Origin of the sequence: Streptomyces sp. NPDC101151 (assembly GCF_044768335.1) — a bacterium.
Taxonomy (GTDB): domain Bacteria; phylum Actinomycetota; class Actinomycetes; order Streptomycetales; family Streptomycetaceae; genus Streptomyces.
The window spans coordinates 511,769-531,659 of the sequence record NZ_JBIWPP010000001.1; the positions used below are offsets into that span (position 1 = coordinate 511,769).

The following is a 19,891-nucleotide window of genomic DNA, read 5'->3' on the forward strand; positions in this document are numbered from 1 at the left end:
CCTGAGCCCGGCGTTCCCCGACGTCCCCCGAAACGGGGCGGCGACCCGGGCCGGATCAGCGGCCGCGGTACACCAGCCGCCCGCCGATCACCGTCGCCACGCAGGTCCCGGCGCCGCGTCGGACCAGTTCGGCACGGTCCGCGACGTCGAAAACGGCGAATCGGGCGGGACCGCCCGGCACCAGCTTCGGCAGCAGGATCAGCGGGGTCGGGGACAGCGCTGCCGGGCCCGGGAGGCGGTCCGGCCGCTGTCCCACCGCGAGCCCGGCCCTGCGCACGGCGTCGACCACAGCCCGCGACCGCAGCTCCCCGGCCACCGCCACCGTGCCGTGCGCCAGCATCCGTTGCACCCCGCGCCGCGCGCTCGCGCCGAGGCGTGCGGGATCGGTGCGGAAGATCTCCCGCGCCCGCTCCCCGCCGACGGGCTCGGTGCCGAGGACATCGGCCTCGCGCGGGTCGGGATGGTACGTGCGCTCCAGCAGCTCCGGACCGTACGGGTTCAGCAGACCCGGCGTCAGGATGCCGGGCCAGCGCCGCACCCTCGCCGCCGGGTGGGCGTCGGCCAGTTCCTGGTACCGGCCGATGGCTGCGACGGACGCCCCGTCGACCAGAACCGCGGACTCGGGCGACTGCTCGGCGACGTGAAGTGTCAGCACGGAACCCCTGGTCGGCTCTAGTTGGACGTGAGCAGCTTCAGCTCGGGATGTGCCGTGCCGCCCTCGATGGCCGTGGAGGAGATGTGGGAAGCGACGCGGTCGTCGACGGGGTCGTTCGCCGGGTCGTCGTGCACGACGAGGTGCTCGTAGGTCGTGGCGCGCTGGGCCGGGACGCGGCCGGCCTTGCGGATGAGGTCGATGATCTCCAGCCGGTTGGAGCGGTGCTTGGCGCCGGCCGAGGAGACGACGTTCTCCTCCAGCATGATCGAGCCGAGGTCGTCCGCGCCGTAGTGCAGGGACAGCTGGCCGACCTCCTTGCCGGTGGTCAGCCACGAGCCCTGGATGTGCTGGATGTTGTCCATGAACAGGCGGGCGATCGCGATCATCCGCAGGTACTCGAAGAGGGTGGCCTGGGTGCGGCCCTTCAAGTGGTTGTTCTCGGGCTGGTAGGTGTACGGGATGAAGGCGCGGAAGCCGCCCGTGCGGTCCTGTACGTCCCGGATCATGCGCAGGTGCTCGATGCGCTCGGCGTTCGTCTCGCCCGTGCCCATCAGCATGGTGGACGTCGACTCCACGCCCAGCCCGTGCGCGGCCTCCATGATCTCCAGCCAGCGCTCGCCGCTCTCCTTGAGCGGGGCGATGGCCTTGCGCGGCCGCTCGGGCAGCAGCTCGGCACCCGCGCCGGCGAAGGAGTCCAGGCCGGCCTCGTGGATCCGGGTGATGGCCTCCTCGACCGACACTCCGGAGATCCGGGCCATGTGCTCGACCTCGGAGGCGCCCAGCGAGTGGATCACCAGCTGGGGGAAGGCGTCCTTGATGGCCTTGAAGTGCTTCTCGTAGTACTCGACGCCGTAGTCCGGGTGGTGGCCGCCCTGGAACATGATCTGGGTGCCGCCCAGCTCCACGGTCTCGGCGCACCGGCGCAGGATGTCGTCCAGGTCGCGCGTCCAGCCCTTGGCGGTGTCCTTGGGGGCCGCGTAGAAGGCGCAGAACTTGCACGCCGTGACACACACGTTCGTGTAGTTGATGTTGCGCTCGATGATGTACGTCGCGATGTGCTCGATGCCCGCGTACCTGCGGCGGCGCACGGCGTCCGCGGCGGCGCCCAGCGCGTGCAGCGGGGCGTCGCGGTAGAGGACGAGCGCCTCGTCCGGGGTGATCCGCCCACCGGCTGCGGCACGGTCGAGGACAGACTGGAGGTCGGTCTTCTCGGTCACCAGGGGATCCCTTTCGTCAAGGGTTGTGGACGGACCGAACCAGCCTACGCCAGCCGTTTCGGCCGCCCGCGCTCAGGCTGTGTACGCGCCGATCAGCAGCCCGGCGAAGGCCCCCGCCAGGAGGAACGGCCCGAACGGGATCGCCGTCTTGCGCCCCGCGCGCCGGGCGAGGACGAGCGCGCCGCCGTAGAGCGCCCCGAGCAGGAAGCCGGCGAAGGTGCCGAGCAGGACCGTCGGCCAGCCGTACCAGCCGAGGACGGCTCCCACGCCGAGCGCCAGCTTCACATCGCCGAAGCCCATGCCGGCCGGGTTGACGAGGAACAGCACGAAGTAGCCGCCGCCCAGCGCGAGGGCGCCGTACAGCGCGGTGGACCAGTCGCCGGCGTGCTCCGGCACCAGCGCGACAAGACCCAGCAGGCCGAGCCCGGCGGCCGCGAGCGGCAGGGTCAGCGGGTCGGGCAGCCGCCGCACCCGCAGGTCCACGGCGGCCAGCAGCACCCACACCGGCGCGAGCAGCAGCCAGACAGCCAGCTCGGGCCGGGTACCGGTGGCGGCGGCGAGGGCGGCGCAGGCAAGGGCGGTGGTGGCGGCGAAGAGCACCGCGGAGGGACGGGACGGCGTCTGCGCGCACTCCCCGCACCGCGCCCGTCCGAGCCACCCGTGGATCGGGTGCCCGGCCGGACACCGCTCCCGCCAGGGCTCCTCCTCCGGGACGGCGAAGCGGTAGGCCGCCCGGGGCAGCAGCGCGCCCGCCACCGCGCCCCACAGCGCGGCGACGAGGGCCAGCGCGCCCGTGCTCACTGCGCCGGACTTCCCGTCGAACTCGTCGTGCCGCGTGGCGTCATGGCGGAAATCCTAGGGAGTGGGGCCGCTGGGTGAGGCCGGTCTCAGACGGCCGGCATCGCGTAGACCTCCTGACCGCCGGTCACCAGCAGCCGGTTGCCCGAGAGTGCGATCTGCCAGTAGTCGGTGGCGTCCGTGCCGTCGACCCAGGTCCAGCGGACCTTGCCGGTCCTGGCGTCCAGGGCGACGATGCCCCCGCCCAGTGCGCCGGCAGCCGCGTACAGCGTCGTCCCGGCCTTCAGGAACGACTCCCTCGTCGCGCGGTTGCCGTCCTCGCAGAGCCAGATCCGCCGGCCGTCCTTGACGTGCACGGCCCAGATGCCGTGGTCGTAGTCGCAGACGTAGGCCACGCCGTCGATCACGGTGGGGTTCTTGAAGCCGCGGCGGCCGTTGGTCGACAGCGTCCAGCGCGCCCTGCCCGTCTCGAGGTCCACGGCCGCCAGTTCCTTGCCCGGCAGGAACACCACCCCGCCGGCGGCCGTGGGCTGCCAGCTCCAGTCGTCGCCGATCTTCTTGGTCCACAGCTGCGCGCCCGTGGCGGTGTCGCGCACGGTGAGGTTGTAGTTGGAGTCGGCGTACACGAGGTACTTGCCCCAGACCGTGCCCTCGACGTCGTAGTCCTTGGTCCCCCAGTCGCGCCGCTGCAGCCACACCGTCCTGCCGGTGGAGTGGCTGACCGCGGCGATGGCCGTGCGGTACTTGGTGGCGCTCTTGGCCTGGCCGTAGTCGGTCAGGGTGACGTAGACGTTCTTGTCGTCGATGGCGATCGTCCGCTCGATGTTCAGCTGCTTGCCGAGCCGGCTGCGCCAGGCCTCCTTGCCCGTGGTGACGTCGTAGGCGACCAGGACACCGTCGTAGTCGCCGTCGCTCAGGAACACCTTGCCGCCGTGGAAGAGGAGCTGGGCTCCGGCCGGGCAGATCCCCTTCCGGGACCAGCGCGCCCTGCCCGTCTTCACGTCGTACGCCACCAGCGGGTCGCCGCTGACCAGCAGCAGCCCGTCGTGGGTGAGGAGCGGTACGCCGGTCGCGGTGCTGTCCTCGGCGGCGCTCTTGTGCCACAGCGGCTGCGGGGCCACGCCGGCGGGCGGAGTGGTGAAGGACTCGCCGGCCGGCCGGCCCGCACCGGCGCGGCCGCCTCCGCCGGTGGACGCGCCGGTGCCGCCGTCCTTCCGGCCGAGCCACCAGGCCGTGCCCCCGCCGACGACGGCGACGGCCGCGCCACCGCCGAGGGCGTAGGACAGGACGCGGCGACGGGAGGGGGCCGGGGAGGCGGCGTCCGTGGCGCCGAGCCGGACGGTGCCGGGCTGCGGAGTGTCGTAGCCGGGGGCGGGAGTCCCGTAGGCCGGCGCGGGCGTTCCCGTCGGCGGCGTCCCGTGAACCGGTGCGGGCGTGCCGGCCGGCGGTGTGCCGTAGCCGGCCGGGGGCGCCGGCGGATAGCCGTAGCCCGCCGCGGGGGTGCCCGCCGGAGTCTGCGGACCGGCCGCCATCGTCGGGGCCGGGCCGAAGGAGGCGGCGGCCGGTGCTCCCGGCTGCTCCGGCGCCTCCAGGTCCAGGATCCCGGCCGCGTGCGTGGCGATGGTGGACGCCAGCGCCGAGGGCAGCCAGTCGCCGAGTACGCCCTCGACACCCTGCGGGGCCAGCGCCGCCACGATCTCGGCGGGGCCGGGCCGGGCGGCCGGGTCCTTCAGCAGACAGGCCCGCACCAGTCCGAGCAGGGACTGCGGTGCACCCGTCAGGTCCGGTTCGCCGTGCACGACCTGATAGAGCATCGCCGCGTGCGAGGCGGCACCGTCGCCGAAGACGTTACGGCCGGTGGCCGCGAAGGCGAGGACGGCACCGAGGGAGAAGACGTCGCCCGCCGGACCGACGTCCTGGCCCAGGGCCTGCTCCGGGGGCATGTAGCCGGGCGAGCCGACCACGACTCCCGTCTGGGTCATACGGTTGCCGTCCACCGCCCGCGCGATGCCGAAGTCGATGACGCGGGGGCCGTCGGCGGCCAGGAGGACGTTCGACGGCTTGAGGTCCCGGTGGATGAGACCGGCCGCGTGGATCTCCTGGAGGGCGGCCGCGAGCCCGGCGCCCAGCGCGCGCACGGTGCGCTCCGGCAGCGCGCCGTGCGTGTCCACGACGTCCGTCAGATCCGGGCCGAGCACGTACGACGTCGCCAGCCAGGGCAGCGGGGCGTCCGGGTCTGCGTCCACGACCGAGGCGGTGTACTGGCCGGAGACCGCCTGGGCGATCTCCACCTCGTGCCGGAAGCGGCGGCGGAAGTCGGTGTCGGCGGCCAGGTCGGGGCGTACGACCTTCACGGCGACGGTGCGGCCGCCGGGCGAGCGGGCCAGGTAGACCCGGCCCATGCCGCCGGCTCCGAGCCTGCGCAGCATGCGATAACTGCCCAACTCCCGCGGATCGTCGGCCTGCAGTGTCTCCATGGCGGGCGTTCCCCGTCCTTCCCCGTTGCGATGCTTCGCGCTGCTGTGCAATGCGTTGTGAGGCGTTGCCCGGCCGACGGCCGGCGTGGTGCTGCGCTGTCGGTGTTCGCCAACGCAGACACAGTAGTGACAGCCGGGGAGGCCGGGATGACGGGGGCTTGCGCGGAACGGAACGGCCCTTGGGGCCCGTCCGGCGGATCATGCCGGACAGGCCCTGGTCCAGCCCTAGTCCACCTTCGACATCCGCGCCACGGGATCGCCCTCGGCCGAACTCTCCGAGGAGTACCGCAGGTCGTCGCCGACCGGCATCAACTCCACCGGGTGCGGCTCGGGGTTGCAGCCGACGTGGTTGTTCTTCGCGCCCACCGAGGTCGCCACGATCCGGGTCTTCGTCACCTGCTTCAGGGTGAGGATGTCGGTGCAGACCCCGCCGAGCTGGTCGGTCTGCCTGAGCCGCCCCAACTCCTTGCCGACGGCGGCCTGGTGGACGGTGACCCGGAAGGTGCCCATGGGCAGGCTGCCGCCGAGCCCGGTCGCCTGGCCCTCCCAGGTGCCGAGGTAGCGGGCCGGGATCGCGCCCTGCGCGGAGCCCGGCTCCTGCGAGTCGGCGCCGTCGGTCGAGGACGGGCCGGTGGAGTGGGAGGTGTCCGGCGCACTGCCTGCCGTGTCCTTGTCACTCCCGGCCCACGGCCGCAGCAGAACCCCGAGCCCCACGGCCGTCACGGCCAGCGCTCCGGCCACGGCCAGCGCGACGGTGCAGCTCACCCGCCGCCCGCGCCCGCTCTCCCCCGGCACGGAGGTCGCCGCCACACTCACGCTGACCTTGGGGGGAGAGGGCACCGCGTCCCGCGGCCCGGGCACGACCGATGACTCGACGTCCGACGTGCCGGGTTGCGCCGCCGAAGCACCTGAGGGCACGGCCGGAGCCCCGGACGGCACGGGCGGACTCATCACCGGAGCCGGCCCGAACTGCCCCACGGCCGCCGCCGAATCGCCCGCGACCGCCCCGAACCGCCCCGCGACCGCATCCGGCCCGCCCACGACGGCACCGGACCCTCCAGGCCCCACCTCCGAAACACCTTCTGCGGAAGGGCTGCTGAACTGCACCGGACCCGAGGGAGCCGCATCCACCGTCTCCAGATTCAGGAGACGTACGGCGCTGCGGCTGACCTGTTCGACGAGGGGGCCCGGGAGCCAGCCGCCCGTGATCATGCGGGCGGCGCCCTCGGGGGCGAGCCGGCGGGCCAGCCCGGCCGGGCTCGGGCGGGCTGCCGGGTCCTTCGCCAGACAGACGGCGGCCGCGTCCCGCACCTCACCGGTCAGATCACCGAGTTCAGGTTCCTCGTGGACGACCTTGTAGAGCAGCGCGGCCGAGGAGTCGCCGGGGAACGGGGGCCGGCCGGTCGCCGCGTAGGCCAGCACCGCGCCGAGGGAGAAGACGTCGGCCGCCCCGGTGACACCCTTGCCGAGGATCTGCTCGGGGGACATGTAGCCGGGCGAGCCGACGGAGACGCCGGTCGATGTCAGGGACGCCGTTCCGTCCGTGGCCCGCGCGATACCGAAGTCGATCAGCAGCGGGCCGTCCAGGGTCAGCAGGACGTTGGAGGGCTTCACGTCCCGGTGGACGAGACCCAGGTCGTGCACCGCCGTCAACGCCTCGGCGAGGCCCGCGCCCAGGGCCCGCACGGTGTGCGGGGGCAGCGCGCCGCCCTCCGCGACGGCCGCGGCGAGGGAGGGGCCGGCCGCGTAGGCGGTGGCGACCCAGGGCACGGCGGCCTCCGGGTCCGCGTCGAGGACGGGCGCGGTCCAGGCGCCGCCCACCCGGCGGGCGGCGTCCACCTCGCGCCGGAAGCGGGCCCGGAACTCCTCGTCCAGCGCGAAGTGCGGATGCACGATCTTCACGGCGACCGTACGGCCGCCGGCACTGCGGCCCAGGTAGACCCGGCCCATGCCGCCGGAGCCGAGCCGGCCGAGCAGCCGGTAGGGCCCGACGGCGGCCGGTTCGTCGGCTCCGAGCGGCTGCATGGCGTCCACCTCTCCCCCGGTACGCCTCACTGCCCGCAGCGTAGTGACTGCGACTGCGGCAGATCCACCTCGGTCAGCGCTGGAACGGATCCGTCGCGGTCACGGCCGGAGCGGATCCGTCGCGGTCACGGCTGGAGCAGGTCCACCTTCACGTCCGCCGGGAAGCCGGTCGTCGGGCCGACCCGGCGGGCGAACTCGGTGACCGCGTTCAGCTGCGGCCCGCCGAAGCTGAAGTCGAGGGTGGTGAAGTACTGCTCCAGGGTGGCCTCGTCGAAGGACTCCCAGCGGGCGGCCTGCTCGGCGACCTTGCCGACCTCCTCCAGGGAGAGGTTGCGGGAGGCGAGGAAGGCCTCGTGGACCTGGCGGGTGATGAACGGCTCGCGCTCCAGGTAGTCGCGCCGGGCCGCCCAGACCGCGAAGACGAACGGCAGGCCCGTCCACTCCTTCCACAACTCGCCCAGGTCGTGCACTTCGAGGCCGTAGCGGGGCCCGTCGAGGAGGTTGGCGCGCAGGGCGGCGTCGCCGATGAGGACGGCGGCCTCCGCCTCCTGCATCATCAGGCTGAGGTCGGGCGGGCAGGTGTAGTACTCGGGCTGCACGCCGTACCGCTCGGCCAGCAGCAGCTGGGCGAGCCGGACCGACGTGCGCGAGGTCGAGCCGAGGGCGACCCGGGCGCCGTCCAGCCGGTCGAGCGGGACCTGAGAGACGATCACGCAGGACATCACCGGGCCGTCGCAGCCGACGGCGATGTCCGGGAAGGCGACCAGGTCGTCGGCGTTGCGCAGGAACTCGACGAGGGTGATGGGCCCGATGTCGAGGTCGCCGCGCACAAGCTGCTCGCTGAGCTTCTCCGGAGTGTCCTTGGTCAGCTCGAAGTCGAGGAGCGTGCCGGTTCTCGCGAGCCCCCAGTAGAGGGGCAGGCAGTTCAGGAACTGGATGTGGCCGACGCGCGGCCGGGTGCGAGAATTGTCCACATCGCGAGACTAGACCCCGTGCTGTACCGTGCTGAGACCGGCCCCTCCGTCAACCCACCCATCCGGCGGTTCAAACATTCGGGTGACGTGATCTTGGCCTCTATTGCTTTCGGCTGCCTGCGTGCTAGGCTCGCCGCAAGTTGCAGTTTGGTTTCCCTTGCAGTACAGAGCCTGCGGAGCATGTGACCGCGGGCTCTCGTCGTTTTCAGACGTATGCAGTTGTGCAGCACCGTTTCGCACTTGCAGGTTCTGGAGCAGGGCAACCCTTTTGAGCCCAAGGAGGGCTTATGGCTACCGGAACCGTGAAGTGGTTCAACGCCGAAAAGGGCTTTGGCTTCATCGCCCAGGAGGGCGGCGGCCCCGACGTCTTCGTCCACTACTCCGCGATCAACGCGCAGGGTTTCCGTTCTCTCGAGGAGAACCAGCAGGTCTCCTTCGACGTGACCCAGGGCCCGAAGGGTCCGCAGGCGGAGAACGTCACCCCCGTCTGATCACTGCCTGATCGCAGAACCTGAGTGCAGTACCCAAGGAGCCCCGCGCCTTCCGGCAACGGGGCTCCTGCCTTTTCCCGTTCATTTCCGGTTCACATGTGCTGCATGATCAGCACGAACTTCGTCCCGGCGGCGAGCGCCTCGTAGGTGTGCGGCACATCCCCGCGGTACGACATGTAATCCCCGGGCCCCAGCTCCGCCGTTTCCCCGCGCGGCCCGGCCTTGACCCGCCCCTCACCGACCACGATGTGCTCCGTGGTCCCGGGAATGTGCGGCTCGGAATCCCGGACGGTCCCGGGCTCCAGCCAGACGTAATAGATATCCCGGCGCGCGCCCGGCGGGCTCGCGGAGAGCAGCGTGGCCAGATAGCTGGACTGTTCGGAGTGCACGGCGGGTCCCGCGCCGGCCCGGATCACCTGGACGGCGGACACGGACGGCTCCACGAGCGCGCTGAAGGGCACCCCGAGCGCCACCGCCAGCGCCCAGATCGTCTCCATGCTCGGATTCCCGCTCGCCGCCTCCAGCTGGGACAGCGTGGACTTCGCGATCCCGGCGCGCTTGGCCAGCTCGGACAGGGACAGCCCGGTGCGGGTGCGCTCGCGCTTGAGGGACGCGGCGATCCACTCCATGGGGAGCCGGGCGGGGGGCTCGGACATGTCGTTCGCTCCATCGGTACGATCGTTCGCCTTGACGGACAGGGTGCCCGCTGTTCATTGTAGAAAACATGCGTTCGCTTCCCCGAACACCCGAGACCGCCTCACTGGTCCGGGACAGCTCCCTCGTCTGGCTGGCCGGCGGCATCGTCGGTGTCTCCTTCGGCGCGGTCTCCGTCGCGGGCGGACTGCCAGTGTGGGTACCGGTACTGATGTCCCTGGTGGTGTACGCGGGATCGGCCCAGTTCAGCGCGGTCGCCGTGCTGCTCGCCGGGGGCGGCCCGCTGGCCGCGGCGGCCACCGGCCTGCTCCTCAACACCCGCACGGCGGCCTTCAGTCTGGCCGTGGCCGACACCCTTGATACCGGTCGCGCGACCCGTTTCCTCGGTGCGCATCTGGTCACCGACGAAACGGTCGCCTTCGCCCTCGCCCAGCCCGATCCCGCACGGCGGCGCAGGGCGTTCTGGATCTCCGGGCTCGGCCTGTTCGCCGTGTGGAACACGGGCGTGCTGGCGGGCGCGCTGGCCGGCAGCACCCTGGGCGACACCGCCCGCTACGGCCTCGACGCGGCCTTCCCGGCCGTCCTGGTGGCCCTGGTCCTGCCGGCCCTCCGCGCCGACGCGGCGGTACGGCGCTGTGCCCTGCTCGGCGCCGCCCTGGCCCTGGCCGCGACGCCCGCGGTGCCGGCCGGGGTGCCGGTGCTGCTCGCGCTCGCCGGACTGTTCCTGCACCGCCGCCCGACGGGGGCCGCCGCATGAACGCCACGCTCGCCGTGATCCTGGCCCTTGCGGTCGGCACCTACGCATTCCGCCTGGTGGGCCCGCTGCTGCACGGCCGTGTGACGGTCCCGCCCCGGGTCCAGGAGCTGGCGTCGGCGGGCGCGATCGTGCTGCTGGTCGCCCTGCTGACCACGGGCGCCCTGACCGAGAGCGGAGGCTTCGCGGGCTGGGCCCGCCCGGCCGGGGTACTGGCCGGCGGCGTCCTGGCCTGGCGCCGGGCACCGTTCGCGGTGGTCGTCCTGGGCGCGGCGGCCACAACGGCCCTGCTGCGGCTGGCGGGTGTGGCCTGAGCACTGTCAGTGGCCACGAGTACGGTCCCGGCCCATGACCGGCACCCATGACTTCCTCGCCGCCACCCGTACCTTCTACGACACCATCGCCGACGACTACGCGGAGCACTTCCGGGACGCGCACGTGGCCGACCCGCTGGACCGGGCCCTTCTGGCCGTCTACGCCGAGCTCGTCGGCGCCGACGGGACGGTGGCCGACCTCGGCTGCGGTCCCGGACGGATCACCGCGTACCTCGCCTCGCTCGGCCTGGACGTCTTCGGGGTCGACCTGTCCGAGTCCATGCTCGCGATCGCCCGCCGCGAGAACCCGCGGCTGCGCTTCGAGCACGGCTCCATGCTCGACCTCGCCGTCGCCGACGGCGCGCTGGCGGGTGTCGTCTCCTGGTACTCGACCATCCACACCCCGGTGGACGAACTGCCCGCCCTCCTGGACGAGTTCCGCCGGGTCCTGGCTCCCGGCGGCCACCTCCTGCTCGCCTTCCAGGCCGGGGAACACCCGCGTCGCATCGACCGTCCCTGGGGCCATCCGGTGGCGCTCGACTTCCACCGGCGCCGCCCCGAGCGGCTGGCGGAGCTGCTCACCGCGGCCGGCTTCACGCTCGGCTCCCGCACGGTACGCGAACCTGTCGAGCACCGCGGCGAACCGGTCCCCCAGGCCTTCCTGTTCGCCCAGAAGCCCGCCCGGCCCCAGGAGCCCTCGGACGGTTGAAACCGGGAGTACCGGGAGCCCGACCCGGGACGGGAACCGGCGGGGACGGTATCAGGATCGCTCGCACCGAGCATCGGTTGCGGCGTCGGGGAGAGCCCGGCGACCGGATCACGATCCGTTTCTTCCTGGGGGTAACCTATGCGCTCCATCGCTCTGCGTACGAAGACGGCTCTGACCGCCCTCACCGGCGCAGGCGTCCTGGCGCTCGGGACCACCGCGGCACTTCCGGCGACCGGCGTGCAGGACGCCCTGGTGCGCATCGCCTCCGGCCTTTCGGGGCACCAGGCGCAGTCCGCCCCGGTCCTGGCGAACGGCCAGGGCCCCGGCTTCGTCCGCGGCTGAGCACGCAGGACGCCGCGTCTCGGACCCCGCGACAGCGACGGCACCGGCCGGGCTCAGGCCCCGCCGGTGCCGTTTCTCATGAGCGCCGGCCTCCGGCAAGGGCCGCAGCGCACAGACCCGTGGTTCAGGGCCCGTCCGGCGGATCAGGCCGGACGGACCCTAGAGCCGCGGCGGGCAGCGTTCGCCCGTCGAGGAGCGGCGTGCGGTGCTTGCTCCGGCACTCCCCCCGGCCGGAGGCCGGGGGGAGTGCCGGCCGGAAGCCCTCGTACCGGACGTACTCGGGCTTTCGCCCGATGCGGCGCGTGGGGGTACCCCCACTCGGGGAGCGTGCCGGGCGTCGCGACGGGGCGGACGCCGCCCGCGGCGGCACTAGAGCCGACGCCCCGCCTCGGCCACTCCCATCGCGTCGTACAGCGCCTCCGCCGCCCGCCGGTGCCGCTGCTCCGTCGGTTCGTCGCCCAGCGCCCGCGCCGCCTCCGCCATGCCGAGCAGGGCCCGGGCGATCTCGATGCGGTATCCGAGGCGGGAGGCCAAGTCGTGGGCGTGACGGTGCAGTTCCATCGCCCGTTCGGGTGCGCCGCGGCGCAGGTGGACCAGTGCCACCACGTTCACCACGCCCGCCTGCCGCAGGGCCGTGCCCTCGGCGGAGACCAGCTCCAGGGCGCGCTCGGCGTGTTCCGCCGGCGAGCGCACTTCGCCGAGGCGCTGGCAGACCTGTGCCCAGTGGGCGACGACGACGGCCACGTTCGCGGGTTTCCGGCTCTCGTCGCACAGTTCGAGGGCCTGGGACAGACAGGCCCGCGCCCGCTCGTCCTCGTCGGTGCCGAGGTGGGCCAGCGCCAGCCAGGTCAGCGAGGCGATCTCGTTGCTGCGATCGCCGAGACGACGGTTCAGCTCGGTGGCCCGGGCCGCGTACCGGGCGCCCTCGGCGTAGTGCCCCGACCAGGTCTCCACGGTGCTGAGGTTGTCCAGCGCCTGCGCCTCCATCCGGGTCGAGCCCAGTTCCCCGTGCAGGGCGATGCCTTTGGTGAGGTAGGCGCGCGCCTCGTCGAAGTTGCCGAGCGCCCCGTGCAGGAGGCCGAGCACGCCGAGGCACATCGCCTCGCCCCGGCGGTCGTTGCCGGAGGCCAGTTCCAGGGCCTCCTGGGCGGTGCTGATCCCGTCCTGGAAGTCACCGAGCCACCAGTGGGCCACGGCCAGGTTGGCCAGGCTGATGCTGAGCAGCTCGGGGTCGCCGAGCTGCCGGCAGGCGTCCACGCCGATGCGGCTGACCACCCGGAACTCCTCGTAGTGTCCGCGCAGGTCCAGATAGAACAGGACGTTGCGGGCCAGCAGCGCGGCCGGGCGGTGCAGGCCCTGGGTGCCCGCCCGGGCGACGACGGCGAGCAGTGCGTCGTACTCGCGGTCGAACCAGCGCAGCGCCCGGTCGCCGCCGTCCAGCCGGGGCAGCTCGGGCGCGCCGCCCGGCGGCGGGTCGCCGTAGCGGTTGCGGCCGGGGAAGAGCACCTCGCAGGCCACGTCGGTGGTCAGGCCGTAGTACGAGACCAGCCGCTCGACGGCGGCCTCCTCGTCGTCCTCGGCCTCACGCACGCTCATCGCGTAGGTGCGCACCAGGTCGTGGAAGCCGTAGAGCCCCGCCTCGTGCTGTTCCAGCAGATGCGCGTCCAGCAGGTGCTCCAGGATGTCCTCGGCCTCGTGGCCGTCGGTGCCGAGCAGCGCGGCGGCCGAGTGGACGTCGATGGCGCTGCCGGGATGCAGGCCGAGCAGCCGGAACGCGGCGCGCCGGTCCTCCTCCATCGCCTGGTACGACAGCCTGAGCGTGGCCTCGACACTGCGTTCCCCGGCGCTCATCTCGCGCAGCCGCCGGGTCTCGTCGGCGAGCCGGTCGACCAGGTACTGGACGGTCCAGCGGGGCCGGTTGCGCAGCCGGGCGGTGGTGATGCGCAGGGCGAGGGGCAGGCCGCAGCACAGCCGGGCCAGATGGTCGACGGCCTGGGGCTCGGCGGCCGTGCGGTCGGTGCCGAGCATCCGGGTGAGCAGGGTGGTGCTGTCGTCGGCCGAGAGCAGGCCGAGGGGGAGCCACTCGGTGCCGTCGAGTTCGAGCATGCGGACCCGGCCGGTGAGGATCGCCAGGCAGTCCTCGGAGGCGGGCAGCAGCGGCCGTACCTGGGCGGCGTCGGCGGCGTTGTCGAGGAGGAGCAGCAGCTTTCGCTGGGCGGAAACGGTTCTCCAGAGGGTGGTGCGCCTCTCCAGGTCGTCCGGTATCCGGTCGTCCGGGATACCGACGGTGCGCAGCAGGGAGTGCAGGACGGCACCCGGCTCCTGCGCCTTCTCGCCGGGGCTGAATCCACGCAGGTCGACGAAGAGCTGCCCGTCGGGATAGTCGGGCGCGAGCAGGTGGGCGGCATGCACGGCGAGGGCGGTCTTGCCGCTGCCGCCCATGCCGTCCACGCCGACGATCCGGGTGCTGCCGCCGGCCGGGGCCCGGCCCACCTCCAGCAGCCGGGCCACCTCCTCGTCCCGGCCGGTGAAGTCCGGCAGGTCGTAGGGCAGGGTGCAGGGTGCCGGGTCGGTTTCGGACGGCCGGTCGAGCGGGGCGGGTACGAGCAGGGCGGCGCGGTCGGACACGGACTGCGGTACGCGGGGCGCCACCTCGGGGCTGTCGCGCAGGATGGCCTCGTAGAGCCGGGTCAGCTCGGCGCCCGGATCGATGCCCAGCTCCTCGACGAGCAGTTCGCGCACCCGGCCGAACTCCTCCAGCGCCTCCGCCTGCCGGCCGCCCCGGTACAGGGCGAGCATCAGCCGCCCGCGCAGGGTCTCCCGCAGTGGGTGCGCGGTGACCAATTCGCGCAGCGGGCCGATGAGTTCGGTTGACTGCCCGAGTTCGAGCTGCAGCTCGAAGTACTGCTCGGCGACCGCCATGTGCCGTTCCTCGAGCGCCGCGGAGGCCGCGGAGATCACCGAGCCGCCGGCGCCGGCCATGACCGGACCGCGCCACAGATCCAGACAGGCCCGCAGATGCCCGACGGCCTCGGCGCCCCGCCCGGCGGACACCGCCTGCCGGGCCTCGCCCGCGCGCCGGCCGAACTCGTGCAGGTCCAGCTGGTCTTCCTGGAGGACGGCCCGATAGCCGGCGCCGTCGGTGACGATCAGCGAGGACCCGCCCGGAATGCGGGTGCGCAGCGCGGCGACCGCCTTGCGTATCTGGTGGCCGGCGGTCTGCGGCGGCTCGTCGTCCCAGGCCGCGGCCACCAGCCGGGGCACCGGCACCATGCGCCCCGGCTCCAGTAAGAGCGTGACGAGAACGCGCTCCTGGGTGGGACTGCCGAGTCTCAGCCGACGCTCGCCGTGCCAGCCTTCCAACGAGCCGAGGATGCTGAAGCGCACGACAGGCCGACCGGATGCCGCCGACTCCACGAACCCGTCCCCCCCGCCCCATCGCGTTGCCCAGCCCGAGATGTTCGGGTCAATCCTAGGTTGTACCCGAACAGGCCACGCTGGAAGGCGACTTCCCGTTACCTGCGTCCGTCTCGGTCCAGCCAAAAGCTAACCATCTTCAGGCGATTTGAAGGAGGGAGGATCGCGCATCACCGGCCAAAGCCGGGTCATGACGGAGGATGGCGCTCTCCACCTGGCGCAGGGCCGGAGAGGGCTGGATGCCCAGTTCGGTGTCGAGATGGCGGCGCATCCGGCGGAAGACGTCGAGGGCGTCGGCCTGTCGTCCCGAGCCGTACAGGGCGATCATCAGCTGCTCGCAGAAGTGCTCCCGCAGCGGGTGGTTGGTGTGTGCCTCGGACAGCTCGGCGAGGACCGCGGCGTGCCGGCCGATCCGTAACTCGGCGTCGAAGCGCAGCTCCATGGCCCGCATCCGGTACTCCTCGTAGCGGGCGCCCGCCAGCTGGCACAGCGTCCCGCCGCAGAACCCGCCGAAGACGGGACCACGCCACAGCGCCAGGGCCTCGCCGAGCAGCCGCGCGATACGCGGCGCGTCGTGCGGGGACGCCGACTCGGCCAGCCGTACGGTCCTGACGAACTCGGCGGCGTCCAGCTCGCCCTCGGTCATCAGGAGCCGGTAGCCGGAGGGGTGGATGGTCACCCTGGAGCCGGGCCGGCCGGGCTCCAGGCTGCGCAGCTTGCGGCGCAGCCTGCTGACATGGGCCTGCAGGGCGTTGGCCTGGTTGTCGGGGACGGAGTCGCCCCACATCTCCTCGACCAGGCTCTCTCCGGACACCGGCTGGCCCTCGCTGATCAGCAGGGTCTGCACCAGGGTGCGCTGCAGGTCGCCGGAGATCTCCGCAGGGCCGGACACGGTACGGATCTGCAGTGCCCCGAGGACCGAGAACTTCAGCATCCTGACTCCGCCTCCCGTTGATGTCGCTGGCGTCGTCGTCCTGAATCCGGCGACGTATCAACGGTGCGGTCACCCCGTACCGGATCGTTCCCGATCTGTTCCCGGTCGCCGGTTCAGCGGTCGTCGCCGATGACCAGCGCCTTGACGGAGGCCACCCGGCGGGCCGCCACCTCGGGCGAGTCGGCGTGCACCACGAGGTGTCCGGGGCGCAGCGCCTGGGGCGGCGAAACGTACCGGACGTGCGGCAGTATCCCCACCGCGGTGGTCTCCAGCCGCCACGGCGGGCTCAGCAGGGCCGCGGCGGCGAACCGATTCGGCCGCACCGCGTCGACCAGCCGCCCGGCCAGCACCTCGATGGCCGCCGCCGCCAGGTCGAACCCGCCGGCCACCTTGACCAGTTCCGGCACCGGGTCGTCCCCGAGTCCCGCCCGGCATCCGGTGATCACCGGTCCGCGCGGGGTGAGGGTCACGCTCGAATGCGCCGGTCCGTACTGGTATCCGGTCAGATCCAGCAGTGCGGTCACCACCGCACGCACCTCGGCGGCGGTGTCGTCCGTGACCGGGGCGGGGTGCAGGAGGCCGTAGGGGGTCCGGGCGGTGATGCCGACGGCCTGGTGCATGCCGTGGACGCTCAGCGTCTCCACGGTCAGCCGCAGGTCCCCGGGCGCCACCTTGGTGCCGCCCGGGGAGAGCCGGTTGTCGCGGACCAGGCGCTGTACCGCCGCGGGGTCGGAGAGCATCCGAAGGGCGCGGGCCGAGTTGACGCACAGCCCGGCCTCGGCGGCCTCCGCGAGTGGTGCGCGCAGCGCCGCCTCGTCCGTTGCGTCGACCCGGATCGAACGCACTTGGACACCCGCGAACTCGGCCTCGCGGAGGAGGCGCTGGTCGGGGTTCAGCAGGAAGATCCGGCGGACGTCGTTGTCTTCTTTCATGCCTCTGCTCGTGGTGACGGAGTCGGCGAGGGGGGAAAGGCAGGCTACGAGCGGGCGATACCGATCCGGTCCCGGCCGGTTCCCGAGGTGGTGCGTTTGTCCAAGACGCTCATCTCTCCCGCGTGCGTGACCAACCGTGGACACGAGTGAATCCCTCCTACGCTACCCGCTCTCCGGCACTTGCCGTCGGCGGATTCACGGCAAAAACAGAACACCCGGTTTACCGCGCTGTCCGGCCTTTTCATCGCACCGGGGACGGGCCACAGCGTTCGGCGACCGTGTCCGCGAAAGCCCGGGCCGGCGGGCTGAGCGCGTCCCAGCGGCGCACCGCCCAGCCGACCGGCAGGGGCCGCAGCCCCGGCAGCGGCACGAGCCGCAGCGCACCTTCGCCGGGCACCGGCAGCCCCGGTACGGCGGGGACGACGGCCCGCCCCGCCCCCAGCTCGGCCAGCAGCAGTGCGGTGTCCCAGTCGGCGACGCTGGTGTCGTGGCCGAACCGGACGCCCCACTCGGCGCAGGCCGCCTCCAGGTGTGCGGCGGAGGCGGAGTTCGGCGGCAGCCGGATGAGCCGTACGTCGGTCAGATCGGCAGGATCCAGACGGTTGCGCGTGGCGAGCGGGTCGTCGGCGGGTACGGCGAGCACCCAGGGCAGCTCGACCACGGCGCGCTGCTCGATGCCGCGTACCGGGGGGCCGAGAGTGATCCATGCGAGGTCCAGCGTCCCGTCGGTGAGTGCGTCGAAGCTGCCGCGACCCGAACTTACGGTCCGGAACTCGAGGTTGACTCGAGGATGGCGGCGCCGGAAGGCGACGACCGCGTCGGACATGAAGTGCCGGACGGTGGTGGCGCCGGTGGCCACCCGGACGTGCCCGCTGTGTCCGTCGAGCAGATCGCGCAGCTGCCGTACCGCAAGATCGAGGCCCGAGATCCCCTCGGCCGCGGCGGCTTCGAGGATCCGCCCGGCGCGGGTGGGCACGACCCCGCGCGGTTGCCGCTCCAGCAGCGCCACACCGGTCTCCCGCTCCAGCCGCTTGACGTGCTGGCTGACGGCGGACTGGGTGCAGCCCAGCTCTCTCGCGACGGAACTGAGGCTCCCGGCCCGGCACACGGCCACGAACACACGAAGGTCGTCGAGGGTCACAACACCCAAGCTAACACTTGGGTTTGCCGAGAAAACCTTAGGATTGACTGGCTCCCGGGGCCGTACGAGGATCGGTGGCGGGCCGTGACCGACCCAGGCGGCAACCCGCTCCACGCTCCCCACCGAGTCCGGACCGAGGCGGGGCCGGCGGGAGCGGGTGCCGACCCTCTCACCGCTCGTAGAGGGCTTCCACCTCCGGTGCGAAGTCCCGCATGATCTGTTCCCGCCGCAGCTTCATGGAGGGTGTCAGATGGCCCGCCTCCTCGGTGAAGTCCACGGGCAGTACGGCGAACCGGCGGATGGACTCGGGCCGGGACACCAGCTTGTTGGCCTCGTCCATCGCCCGCTGCAGGACGGCCGACAGCTCCGGGTCGCCGACGAGCAGTTCCGGCGGCACCGGATGCCTGCCGTTCATCTGGCGCCAGTGGGTGATGCCGTCGGGGTCGAGGGTGACGAGGGCGGCGACGTAGGGACGCCGGTCGCCGACGAGCATGCACTGGGAGATCAGCGGGTGCTGACGCAGCCAGTTCTCCAGCGGCGCCGGGGCCACCGACTTGCCGCCCGCCGTGATCAGCAGCTCCTTCTTGCGGCCGGTGATGGTCAGATAGCCCTCGTCGTCCAGCTCGCCGAGGTCGCCGGTGGGCAGCCAGCCGTCCCGGGTCGCGGGGACCACTCCGCCCGCCTGCGGGTCCCAGTAGCCGCGCAGGACGTGGTCGCCGGCGATCAGGATCTCGCCGTCCGCCGCGATCCGCACCCGGGTGCCGGGCAGCGGCCAGCCGACCGTGCCCAGGCGGGGCTTGAGGGGCGGGGTGACGGTGGAGGCGCCGGTGGTCTCCGTCAGGCCGTAGCCCTCGAAGATCTCGATGCCGGCACCGGCGTAGAACGCGGCCAGGCGGCGGCCGAGCGGTGAGCCGCCGCAGATGGCGTACTTGACCTTGCCGCCCATGGCGTTGCGGATGCGCCGGTAGACGATCGGGTCGTAGAAGGAGCGGGTCGTCTTCAGGGCCCGGCCGGGGCCGCCGCCGGTGCCGGTCTGCCGGGCCTCCAGCGCCTCGCCGTACCGTACGGCCACCGCGGACGCCCGGTCGAAGGCGGCCACCCGGCCGCCCGACTCCGCCTTGGCACGCGCGGAGTTGTAGACCTTCTCCAGTATGTACGGGATGGTCAGCAGGCAGGTCGGCCTGAAGGCGGCCAGGTCCGGGAGCAGGTCCTCGGCCTTCAGGCTGGGCGCGTGCCCGAGCCGGACCCGGGCGCGGACACAGGCGATCGCCACCATGCGCCCGAAGACGTGGGACATCGGCAGGAACAGCAGCACCGACACCTCCTCGTCCGCCTTCGCCTTGAAGATCGGGTAGAGGAGTTCAATGGCGTTGTCGACCTCGGCGAAGAAGTTGCCGTGCGAGAGGGCGCAGCCCTTGGGGCGGCCGGTGGTGCCCGAGGTGTAGATGAGCGTGGCGAGCGTGGCGGGGCCCAGCATGCCCCGGCGTACGGCGACTTCACCGTCCGGCACCTGGGCGCCCAGCTCCGCCAGCCGCTCCACGTGCCCGCTCTCCATCACCCACAGGTGCCTGAGGTCCGGCATGCGCTCCAGTTCGGGGCCGATGGCCGCGGCCTCGCCCGCGGTCTCCGTGATCAGGGCCACCGCGCCGGAGTCGTGCAGGATCCAGCGGGTCTGGAAGACGGAGGAGGTGGGGTAGACGGGGACGGTGACCAGGCCGGCGGCCCAGGCGGCGAAGTCGAGCAGCGTCCACTCGTACGTCGTGCGGGCCATCACGGCGATGCGGTCGCCCGGCATCAGCCCCTCCCCGATCAGCCCCTTCGCCACCGCGAGCACCTGCTCGGCGAAGTGCGCCGCCGTCACGTCCGCCCAGCTGCCGTCGCCCGCCCTGCGGCTGAGCACGATCGCGCCGGGGTCCGCCTCGGCGTTGTCGAACGGCAGGTCCGCGAGCGAGCCGTGCTTCACCGGGGGCGCGAACGGCGGGACGAGCACCTCCCGTACGGCGCCGTCCAGCCGCCGGATCTCGGGCTCCACGAGGACCGGGCGGCCGTCGTAGTCG

17 protein-coding genes are annotated in these 19,891 nt (G+C 72.7%); 5 read left to right on the plus strand and 12 right to left on the minus strand.

Annotated features, from left to right (window positions below; translation table 11 throughout):
* Positions 1-55: 55 nt before the first annotated feature.
* The 6 genes from ACIRU3_RS02450 to ACIRU3_RS02475 form a co-directional block, all read right to left on the minus strand.
* Positions 56-655, minus strand: coding sequence for a hypothetical protein (locus tag ACIRU3_RS02450; protein ID WP_404050171.1), 600 nt, complete (start codon positions 653-655; stop codon positions 56-58).
* A gap of 17 nt (positions 656-672) precedes the next feature.
* Entirely contained in the window at positions 673-1,872 is a 1,200-nt protein-coding gene (gene mqnC, locus ACIRU3_RS02455; protein ID WP_404050173.1) for a cyclic dehypoxanthinyl futalosine synthase, read from the minus strand.
* Positions 1,873-1,944: 72 nt separating this feature from the next.
* Positions 1,945-2,673, minus strand: coding sequence for a prepilin peptidase (locus ACIRU3_RS02460; protein ID WP_404050176.1), 729 nt, complete (start codon positions 2,671-2,673; stop codon positions 1,945-1,947).
* An 86-nt stretch (positions 2,674-2,759) separates the two neighbouring features.
* Positions 2,760-5,147 carry a PQQ-binding-like beta-propeller repeat protein gene (locus ACIRU3_RS02465; protein ID WP_404050179.1) on the minus strand — a complete coding sequence of 796 codons (2,388 nt, stop codon included), beginning with the start codon at positions 5,145-5,147 and terminating at the stop codon, positions 2,760-2,762.
* Between the two features lie 225 nt (positions 5,148-5,372).
* Entirely contained in the window at positions 5,373-7,172 is a 1,800-nt protein-coding gene (locus ACIRU3_RS02470) for a protein kinase (RefSeq protein WP_404050547.1), read from the minus strand.
* Between the two features lie 125 nt (positions 7,173-7,297).
* Complete coding sequence (locus ACIRU3_RS02475; RefSeq protein ID WP_404050181.1) at positions 7,298-8,146, minus strand: menaquinone biosynthetic enzyme MqnA/MqnD family protein; 849 nt, start codon at positions 8,144-8,146, stop codon at positions 7,298-7,300.
* A 287-nt stretch (positions 8,147-8,433) separates the two neighbouring features.
* On the opposite strand from ACIRU3_RS02475, the gene ACIRU3_RS02480 reads away from it, so the two are divergent.
* On the plus strand, positions 8,434-8,637 hold the full coding sequence (locus ACIRU3_RS02480) for a cold-shock protein (protein WP_003974443.1): 204 nt from the start codon (positions 8,434-8,436) through the stop codon (positions 8,635-8,637).
* Positions 8,638-8,729: 92 nt separating this feature from the next.
* Here the strand turns inward: ACIRU3_RS02480 and ACIRU3_RS02485 are convergent, their stop codons facing one another.
* The gene (locus tag ACIRU3_RS02485; RefSeq protein ID WP_404050184.1) at positions 8,730-9,293 is read right to left on the minus strand and encodes a helix-turn-helix domain-containing protein; all 564 of its coding nucleotides are present in this window, start codon (positions 9,291-9,293) and stop codon (positions 8,730-8,732) included.
* Between the two features lie 68 nt (positions 9,294-9,361).
* On the opposite strand from ACIRU3_RS02485, the gene ACIRU3_RS02490 reads away from it, so the two are divergent.
* The 4 genes from ACIRU3_RS02490 to ACIRU3_RS02505 all read left to right on the plus strand — a co-directional run bounded on the left by ACIRU3_RS02490 (position 9,362) and on the right by ACIRU3_RS02505 (position 11,410).
* Positions 9,362-10,048, plus strand: a complete 687-nt coding sequence (locus ACIRU3_RS02490) for an AzlC family ABC transporter permease (RefSeq protein ID WP_404050187.1) — start codon at positions 9,362-9,364, stop codon at positions 10,046-10,048.
* Positions 10,045-10,359, plus strand: coding sequence for an AzlD domain-containing protein (locus ACIRU3_RS02495; RefSeq protein ID WP_404050190.1), 315 nt, complete (start codon positions 10,045-10,047; stop codon positions 10,357-10,359). The genes ACIRU3_RS02490 and ACIRU3_RS02495 overlap by 4 nt, the downstream gene beginning before the upstream one ends.
* 34 nt (positions 10,360-10,393) lie before the next feature.
* Positions 10,394-11,068 carry a class I SAM-dependent DNA methyltransferase gene (locus tag ACIRU3_RS02500; protein ID WP_404050192.1) on the plus strand — a complete coding sequence of 225 codons (675 nt, stop codon included), beginning with the start codon at positions 10,394-10,396 and terminating at the stop codon, positions 11,066-11,068.
* 138 nt (positions 11,069-11,206) lie between these two features.
* Positions 11,207-11,410 (plus strand): hypothetical protein, encoded by a 204-nt coding sequence (locus tag ACIRU3_RS02505; RefSeq protein WP_404050195.1) that lies wholly within the window; start codon positions 11,207-11,209, stop codon positions 11,408-11,410.
* A 369-nt stretch (positions 11,411-11,779) separates the two neighbouring features.
* Here ACIRU3_RS02505 and ACIRU3_RS02510 read toward each other — a convergent pair whose 3' ends face one another.
* The 5 genes from ACIRU3_RS02510 to ACIRU3_RS02530 form a co-directional block, all read right to left on the minus strand.
* Positions 11,780-14,797 carry an AfsR/SARP family transcriptional regulator gene (locus tag ACIRU3_RS02510; RefSeq protein ID WP_404050197.1) on the minus strand — a complete coding sequence of 1,006 codons (3,018 nt, stop codon included), beginning with the start codon at positions 14,795-14,797 and terminating at the stop codon, positions 11,780-11,782.
* Positions 14,798-14,966: 169 nt separating this feature from the next.
* The gene (locus ACIRU3_RS02515) at positions 14,967-15,761 is read right to left on the minus strand and encodes a BTAD domain-containing putative transcriptional regulator (protein WP_404050200.1); all 795 of its coding nucleotides are present in this window, start codon (positions 15,759-15,761) and stop codon (positions 14,967-14,969) included.
* 113 nt (positions 15,762-15,874) lie between these two features.
* Positions 15,875-16,693, minus strand: coding sequence for a hypothetical protein (locus ACIRU3_RS02520; RefSeq protein ID WP_404050203.1), 819 nt, complete (start codon positions 16,691-16,693; stop codon positions 15,875-15,877).
* Positions 16,694-16,934: 241 nt separating this feature from the next.
* Positions 16,935-17,834: a LysR family transcriptional regulator gene (locus ACIRU3_RS02525; protein WP_404050205.1), complete on the minus strand. Its 900-nt coding sequence runs from the start codon at positions 17,832-17,834 to the stop codon at positions 16,935-16,937.
* Between the two features lie 169 nt (positions 17,835-18,003).
* Positions 18,004-19,866, minus strand: a complete 1,863-nt coding sequence (locus ACIRU3_RS02530) for an AMP-dependent synthetase/ligase (protein ID WP_404050549.1) — start codon at positions 19,864-19,866, stop codon at positions 18,004-18,006.
* Positions 19,867-19,891: the final 25 nt, after the last annotated feature.